7 protein-coding genes are annotated in these 8,682 nt (G+C 35.8%); 2 read left to right on the top strand and 5 right to left on the bottom strand.

The genetic code is table 11. The features are described from left to right. The coding region (locus AC1M9L_RS14580) for a BapA/Bap/LapF family prefix-like domain-containing protein (protein ID WP_481592533.1) at nt 1-1,030 on the bottom strand (1,030 nt) is incomplete at its 3' end. A 321-nt stretch (nt 1,031-1,351) separates the two neighbouring features. On the opposite strand from AC1M9L_RS14580, the gene AC1M9L_RS14575 reads away from it, so the two are divergent. Both AC1M9L_RS14575 and AC1M9L_RS14570 read left to right on the top strand, forming a co-directional pair. Further along, entirely contained in the window at nt 1,352-2,422 is a 1,071-nt protein-coding gene (locus tag AC1M9L_RS14575) for a zinc-binding metallopeptidase family protein (RefSeq protein ID WP_481592532.1), read from the top strand. A 78-nt stretch (nt 2,423-2,500) separates the two neighbouring features. Then, complete coding sequence (locus tag AC1M9L_RS14570; RefSeq protein WP_481592531.1) at nt 2,501-3,262, top strand: 3-oxoacyl-ACP reductase; 762 nt, start codon at nt 2,501-2,503, stop codon at nt 3,260-3,262. 89 nt (nt 3,263-3,351) lie between these two features. On the opposite strand, the gene AC1M9L_RS14565 is transcribed toward AC1M9L_RS14570, so the two are convergent. The 4 genes from AC1M9L_RS14565 to AC1M9L_RS14550 form a co-directional block, all read right to left on the bottom strand. After that, complete coding sequence (locus AC1M9L_RS14565) at nt 3,352-4,245, bottom strand: LysR family transcriptional regulator (protein ID WP_035270286.1); 894 nt, start codon at nt 4,243-4,245, stop codon at nt 3,352-3,354. A 165-nt stretch (nt 4,246-4,410) separates the two neighbouring features. Further along, the gene (locus AC1M9L_RS14560) at nt 4,411-5,709 is read right to left on the bottom strand and encodes a DcaP family trimeric outer membrane transporter (RefSeq protein ID WP_481592530.1); all 1,299 of its coding nucleotides are present in this window, start codon (nt 5,707-5,709) and stop codon (nt 4,411-4,413) included. Nucleotides 5,710-5,792: 83 nt separating this feature from the next. Beyond that, entirely contained in the window at nt 5,793-7,163 is a 1,371-nt protein-coding gene (locus AC1M9L_RS14555) for an aromatic acid/H+ symport family MFS transporter (RefSeq protein ID WP_481592529.1), read from the bottom strand. A 386-nt stretch (nt 7,164-7,549) separates the two neighbouring features. Further along, nucleotides 7,550-8,464: a LysR family transcriptional regulator gene (locus AC1M9L_RS14550; RefSeq protein WP_035270297.1), complete on the bottom strand. Its 915-nt coding sequence runs from the start codon at nt 8,462-8,464 to the stop codon at nt 7,550-7,552. Nucleotides 8,465-8,682 lie beyond the last annotated feature (218 nt).

Raw genomic sequence — 8,682 nt, 5'->3', positions numbered from 1 at the left:
ACTGATCTTTCAACCCTTGCAATTGGTCTTGGGTTGCTTGGCTGATTACACCATTTGCTGCTGTAATTGCCTCTACCAATTCATCATGCTTAGCTTCCGCTGTCTCAACAGCTTCTGCTGCTTCTGAAGAATTTAAAGTGATAAGATTATCAACTGCATTATTTAATTCTTCATGAGCATTATCTACATTGTCAATACTTGGCTTATCACCAATATTTTTATTAAAGTCGTCTACAAGCTTTTGAGCTTCTTGAATTTCTTTTTCTAATTCTGATTTAGTTTCTTCAGTATATGGATCATTTGGATCTTCATTTTCCAACTTATCCTTTGCCTTTTCCAAATCAGCTTCAAGATTATTAATTGCTTCTTCTAATTTAGCAGCATCTTTAGCTTCTTGACTTTTTAAAGCTTCTTCAACAGTAGCAATTAAATCATCAGCCGTCTGGTCAAGTAATTCTTGACTTGATTCTGGGTCTTTTAAAACAGCTTCTGCATCATTAATAGCATTTTCAACTCGCTGTTTTTCATCACCATCCAATTGATTTAATGAATTTTTAGCATCATTGATTGCATCAACTAATTTGCTGAGATCTTTGGACGGTTGTTTTGTGTCACTTGATCCATTAGCAGCATCAAATACAGCTACGCCAACTCCAACTGCACCTAGTGCTAGTGCACCACCAGCTAACCAATTGTTTAAGATTGTAGCGCCAGTTCCAGCACCACCTTCAAGTAACGCTTCTATGCTTTCTAAAGGATTGTATTCTACGTTTTTGAAATCAAGGACATACATTTCACCGTTTTGATTACGGAAAACAAGATCTGAAGTTTCATAATTGAAGTTATCTAAAGTAATTGTTTCCCCGTTATTTAATTTAATAATGACCTGATTATCATTCACAATCAGCTCTTGAACATCTTCAGGAGCCACGTCGATCATTACAACTGAGTCTTCAACAATTTTAATTATATTGCTTTCTGAAGTGATCGTATTATTCAAGGTTTTTTTTGAGATAATCTGAGTTTGCATATACAAAATACCCATAGATTTAAAGAAATTTTACTTAATAGCATTAAACGATCATTTAGTTTTCTAATCAAGATTTTTTTAGATTAAAAATCATATATTTCAATATATTGTGATTTGTATCACACTATTTTTTAATAAAATTGATTTTATTTTATACAGCAACTAAATGATCTTAAGTAGACTGCTATTTACAAATTCAATACGTTGCTTACTTATTGTTCATCTTTTTTCTTGCTTTTAATTTTCATTATTTAATTTCAGAAACTCAAATTTTTTTTTGAAAAAAGCAATGGTATAATCTCAAAAAAATGAATAATTTTTATGAAATATTTTTCTTGCGCGCAGTGTAATCGGCAAATCTTTTTTATGAATTCTACATGTACTCATTGTGGAATTAATTTAGGATATGTTGTAGAAGAAAAAGAAATGGGAAGTTTCCATAAACATACTATTCAGTTGTGGAAATCTATTAATCCCAAATTCAAAAATAAACTTTATAAACCCTGTTTTAATTATTTGCATCATCATGTATGCAATTGGATGATTCCTGCAGAAAGTTCTGATATTTACTGTGACTCTTGCAAACTAACCTCTATTATTCCAAATTTAAATAATCCTGATCACACCGTCTATTGGAGTAGATTAGAGCATGCGAAACGTCGTTTCCTTTATATGATGCAACAACTAAATATCATGCCGAGACCAAAAAAAAATGATCAAGATCAATTTGGAATTAGATTTAATTTTTTGATGCCCGAACCAGATCTTCCTGTTTTAACTGGGCATGCTCAAGGTACAATTACATTAAATGCAAGCGAAGCAGACGTCGTATACCGCGAAACAACCCGAATAAAAATGGGTGAAAACTATCGAACCCTACTCGGTCATTTTCGCCACGAAAGCGGGCATTACTATTTTGATCTCATTCAAGAGCTTCGACCAGATCTCATTGATGCGTTCAGAGTAATGTTTGGAGATGAACGACAAGATTATGCTGAGGCTTTAAAGCGACATTATCACGAAGGTCCACCCATAGACTGGCAGAAAAATTTTATTAGTTCCTATGCAAGTGCTCACCCATGGGAAGATTGGGCAGAGACTTGGGCACATTATTTACATATGATGGATACCTTAGAAACAGCATACTATGCGGGTCTGAGTGTTCAATCTAAACGTGCTGATCTCCCAAGTATGACGATCGAAGAAAATCCGATTGGTGCTAAAAACTTTGAAACTGTTTTACAAAACTGGTTAATCATCACTTTTAACTTAAATGCACTTAATCGCAGTATGGGTTTAGATGATGCATACCCATTTACGCTATCAGATAAAGTCTTAGACAAGCTCAGATTTATTCATCACAAACTATTAGAAATTTCATTTCAAAAATAAATATTTTTGCTTTATCAAAGGTTGAAGTTACTTATTATTTAAATACAATCTTCACCAAGTCTTAATGATTGTGTGTAAATGAAAATAAACGAACAGATTGTACTCGTTACAGGTGGGGCACGAGGCCTTGGCTTGGCTATTACCAAGGCATTATTGAGCGATGGCGCTCGTGTCGTTGTCAATTATCATAGTAGTCATGAGTCCGCTAAGACATTAAAACTTTCACATCCTGATCAAGTTTTTAGTTATCAAGCGGATATTACTGATGCAGATCAAGTTTCAGAAATGTTTAACGCTGCCAAACTGCATTTTGGTGAAGCTATTCATTCAATTGTGAATAATGCACTCGTTAGTTTTAAATTTAACGGGGATGCAAGACCAAATATTTCACAAATACAATGGAATGATATGCACACTCAGTTTGAGGGTGCTGTCAAAGCTGCCCTTAACACCACTCAAGCCGCTTTAGCCGACATGAAAGCTAATCGATTCGGTCGAATTGTGAATATAGGTACAAACTTGGTGCAAAATCCTGTTGTGCCATATCATGACTATACTACTGCAAAATCTGCCCTTCTCGCATTTACCAGAACATGTGCCCATGAGTTGGGTGAGTTTGGAATTAATGTCAATATGTTGTCTGGTGGATTACTTCAACAAACTGATGCAAGTAAAAGCACGCCACAGGAAGTTTTTGATTATATTGCTTCCGCTACCCCCTTGCGTAAAGTAGTCACTCCTGATGAGTTTGCTTCAGCCATTTTAATGTTTTTGTCACCGTACTCCAAAGCTGTCACTGGTCAAAATTTAATAGTGGATGGCGGTTTGGTTAAAAATTAATAACGATGCTTAGAGCTTAGGCTATTTTTAATTAAGGAATAGCCTACCTATATAACCCCAATCGCTTGCTCATAGAGTATTTATGAGTGTTATTTTACAAGGATTTCATGAAACATATGTCTAAGCCATTGATGGCTGGTCTTATGATGACAGGACATATGCCAGTATTGTTTAACACCATATGTCGGGAAAGCAATAGGTGCATCAAAGATTTTTAAATTGCCTCGTGATAATAAAACTTCACTTAGATAGTAAGGCACTGTAGCAATCGCATCAGTTTCTTGAACAACAAGACCAACACCAAGATAACTTGGTAATCGCATTAAAATATTTCTTTTGAGTTCAAGGTTTAACAGCTCATTTTCAATATGGTAATGCCCCATTCCCGCATCAATATCAATGTGTGATTCTGCCAAATACTGTTCTTTACTGATTGAATCTCCCGTTAAACGCGGGTGATCTTTTGCTGCAATAACAACATAATATTGCTCAAACAATTTTTGTTGATAAAAGCCATTTTCTAAATGCGGCAAAAATCCTAGTGCAAGATCAATTTCACCATTTGCCATTTGATAACTTGTTTCAGAAGTTATTGGACGCACATTTAATCTGACATGAGATGCTTTTGCTTTTAGATATTGGGAAATCTTAGGCAGTAATACTAAATGCGAAACATCAGTCATCGCCAAGGTGAATTGCTGATCTGATATAGCTTCATCAAAATCGATCGTAAAATTATTAATCGCTTCAACTTTACTTAATGCTTCACTGACCAATGGGAATAATTGCTTTGATAATTCCGTCGGGATCATTTCATTCCCAATTCTTAAAAAAAGCGGATCGTTATAATGTTGTCGAATTTTATTAAGAATATTACTTACAGCAGGTTGACTCATCTGCAATTGTTCAGCAGCAATCGAGACACTTTTAAATTTATAAACATGAAAAAAAATACTGAGTAATTTGCAATCTAATTCGTACACGAAACGCGCCTTCTCCTAGTAGATGAGAATCTAAAGTCAAATAAGATCTCATAGTACTTTTATATTTTTATTTTTTCTAGGATCTATTCTGACATTCTCTACAACCATCCCATAAAAAAAGAGCGAAAAATCGCCCTTTTTTATCATCATCCAAGCTCGAATCATTTAGAAATTATAAATTGCTACAGCACTGACACGATTATCTTCACCTGTGTTAGAACCATTTGGCGTAGATACCACAGCTTTACGCTCACCATACACATATTCCAACCCAAGGCTAATCGGTTTGATCGGGCTATAGAATGCATTGACCCAACCTTGCCAAAGTTCTTTATTCACCTCATTCAACTTAATACCAAGTTTATTTGTGGTTTCATGATAAAGACCTGCTTGATAAGCAGCACTTACATCTTGATTCATATAACCAAACCCAACAGTTCCACGCCATTGAGGATTAAATTGCTGAGTTAAACCTATCGTAATTGAGTCAAATTCATTCTCATCTAAAATTTCACCAGATGAGCTACGACTGATACCAGGATTCGTCCATGAAACGAAACTGCTATCTCCTTTTACATGATAGTAGTCAGCTTTCAGTGTAGTTGAAGGAGTTAATTTATATTGCATACCAAGTCCTACGCCCCATGCAACGACTTCATCAACTTCTGTTTTCTTTTCATTGACCATAGTACGTAAACTGAGTTTAGCATCATCATTTAATTGATGATTCAATCGCGCTGTGACTGCAGGTGTACGCATTTTTGATAACCCATCTTTTGGATCTTCAGCTGCAATGACTAAACCTGTTGCTGGCGCTAAATTCATACTATAACGAACTTGAGGGGTTCGTTTTACAGCACCACCAACATAACCTAAGGCATCAATCGTTTCAGGCATGTAGTCTGGTACAGCAAAGTTAGACCAAGTTTGACCAATTAACCATTTATCGTAATTCATATAAGCATGACGTATACGAAGATTATCAAATCCAGTCCCACCCAAGAAATCGACTTCAACTTTACCTGAAACTTTTTTATCATTGATTTGACTATGAATATCCAAACCTAAACGTGTTGCCGCAAGAGTCGACTTCAATTGATCACTTGCTTCACTTTGTCCCGCTAAAGGAACTTTATTAATATTATTATATAGGCGATCTGCCGCACTACCTTCGGCTTGATATGAGGCATCTAGACGAACATTTCCATAAAAATTAAAAGTTGTATCTTTACCAACATTTAATTTTGGTTGTGGTCTAACTGATTCTGTCTTTAATGTCTCAATCGATTTTGCCTGTACAACAGCATTCTTCTGTTGTTGTTCCATCATTGATTTAAGTGCTTCGATTTCTTGACGTAATTGCTCTATTTCAGACTGTTGTGTGCTTTGTGCAAACGTTGCAGTAGAGGTTAAAACAGCTAATGAGATTAAACTTAAAGTAAATGGTTTGTTTGAAAAGATCATCCTAATCTCTCTTATCCTATAAAATGGTTTAGAAGTCTAAATAACAGCCACCTTCTGGCAGCTGTCTTATTTATAAAGAATTTTTACTGAGCTTGTTCTACGACTTTAGAAGAGTGTACAGATTCTTCCTGAGCAATTTTTCCATCTACTGAATTTTTCAGATTCACCATAAAAATTGCTAACGCTGCAATCACACCAGGAATTGCGATTACCAAGAAATTCATTTGGTGCGGAAGTTCCATGGTTAACAAAGCACCAGTGAGTACTGGACCTACGATTGCACCAATTCGACCAATACCAGATGCCCAACCCATACCTGTTGAACGAACTGTCGACGGATAATATTGTGCGACGAATGTATAAAGTAGAATTTGTGAGCCAATCGTTGCAGCGCCCGCGATTGCAATTAGCGTATACAACACGATTTGTGGACTATTAAAGCCGAGAAGGATAAGTGCAAGTGCACCGCACACGAACATAATTGTGAGTACTTTTTTGATGTGGAAACGATCTGCAAGATATCCACCACCGATTGCACCCACCATACCACCGATATTTAATGCAAATAGGAAGATCATACTTGCACCAAGCGAGTAACCCGCTTGAATCATAAGCTTTGGCAACCAGCTTCCTAAAGCATAAACCATAAGCAAACACATAAAGAATGCGATCCAAAACATGAATGTACTAAAGGTACGACCTTGCTGGAATAATGCTTTTAAAGGAGCTTCATCACCTGCTGTGACTTCATCTAATACAAATTGAGTGTCAGCAGTAATATTTTTTTCAGGTGCGATTTTCTTAACATTAATTCGCACTTGCTCGGTTTGGTTTTTGTTGGTCAGGTACATCAAAGATTCTGGTAGGAATTTCCAAATCAACGGCAATGCGATTAAAGGCAATGCAGCGATATAGAACATAATTTTCCAGCCATATTGTGGAACTAACCAAGCACCTAATAATGCTGACGTCATACCACCAATTGCATATCCACTGAACATAAGAGCAACTAAAGTACTTCTAATTCGCTTAGGTGCATATTCAGTCATTAAAGCAACAACGTTAGGCATCACACCGCCAATACCCAGACCAGCAAGAAAGCGTAAAATACCAAATTCAGTCGGATTTGATGCAAATGCCCCCAAAAATGTAAATCCACTGAAGATTGCCACACAAATCATGATGGTTTTTTTACGACCAAGCTTATCTGATAATGTACCAAATGACATAGCACCGAACATCATCCCAAATAAAGCTGTACTTGCTAACAATCCAGCTTGTACTGAAGTTAATGCCCATTCCTGCATTAATAAAGGTAATGCAACTCCGTAAATGACAAGATCATAACCATCAAAGATAATAATCAATAAGCACCAAAACAATACACCCCAATGAAATGGTGTGAACTTAGCATCATCAATCACACGATTGATATTTAATTTGTTTGCTTCCAAGGTTGCGCCTCCTGCAAATAAACTCTCCAAAAATATGACGCAACATTGACTTAAAGCTGAAAAAATGTCCAAAACCGAATATATCTATATATATACCTTCAAGGTCTAAATAATCTCGAGGGCTTATTTCTATTATGATTGAATAAAAATTAGACGAATAATTACTTAAAAAAAAAATTCTTTGAGAATTTCTAATTTGAATTTTTTATTGCAACCTACTTTTTCTTTAAAGTTAAAATTATTTGTTTGAAATTTATCAAAAAAAATTAAGCCCCTTTTCGGGGCATAAGCTAAAGTCGTAGTTATTTTGAGTATTTAAGATTTTTGATTGCTATTTTTTATCCAATAGCTTTAGACCTAAGTCTAATTATTGTATTAGACCCTATCTAAATTAAATTTCTATCATACTTAATTGCTTCTAAATCATACACTTGGTAAATACAATCTATTAGAGACATGATGTCCTCGCTCTCATCTAGATTACGTATCGTCATAAATACTGGACTTACTGCAGTTTCATCTAAAATTGGGATGTAAAGCAAATGGGATAGCTGAATTGATTTCGCACTTTCTGGAACAATACAAATACCTTCACCAGCTGCAACCAATCCAAGAGATAGCTGAATTTCTCGCACCAAACGTATATTTTTAGGTTCTAAATTATATTCTGCAAACAAGGCTTGGACTTGAGTTGCAAAGCTAGGGGTTGTATGGCTAGGGTATAAAAAAATATTTTCATCAGAAATATCAGATAGATAAACACCTTCTTTTTTTAAACTTAAAGGATGACTCGCATGCACTGCCATCATTAAGCGCTCTTCACGAAGCAAAATTCGCTTCAATGCTGGATCTGAAATTCTAAGCCGCCCAAATCCAACATCAATCTTCCCCTCTTTGAGTGCTTTAACTTGTTCTAGCGTGGTCATTTCAACAAGTTCAATCTTTAAGTGGGGTTGCTGCTGCCTATATAAATATACAATTTTAGAAAGCAGCCCATAAAGCAGTGACCCGACAAACCCCATTGTTACTGTACGTTCAACTAGACCTATACGCTTAGTCATAGACTTAACTTCTTCAGCATTGGCAAGTAATTTCACTGCGTGCTGATAAAAGAAATATCCGGCTTGTGTTGTTTTTAATGGACGGCTACCTCGCTCAAATAAAGCAATGCCAAGCTCTGATTCCAAATTTTGAATTTGTCTACTTAATGGTGGCTGCGCAATAAATAACTTTTCGGCTGCTTTTGTAAAACTTTGTTCTTCTACCACTGCGACAAAATATCGTAGATGTCTAAGCTCCATGACTTTCATACCTTTTAAATATATTAAAATGCAAAAATGATCTTCGACTCTATTTTTGCATTCTTTTAAGGTATACCACATGAAATACACAATGCAAGAATGCGTAGAGTGGAAATGATTACATCAGTTGAAACCTTGCTCGTTGAAATCCCGACGATCCGCCCACACAAGATGGCGGTCGCAACGATGCAAACTCAAACCTTAGTCCTCATTAAAAT

It is taken from the genome of Acinetobacter sp. ANC_7511 (genome assembly GCF_056779975.1).
This window is presented reverse-complemented; position numbering and strand designations above follow the sequence as displayed.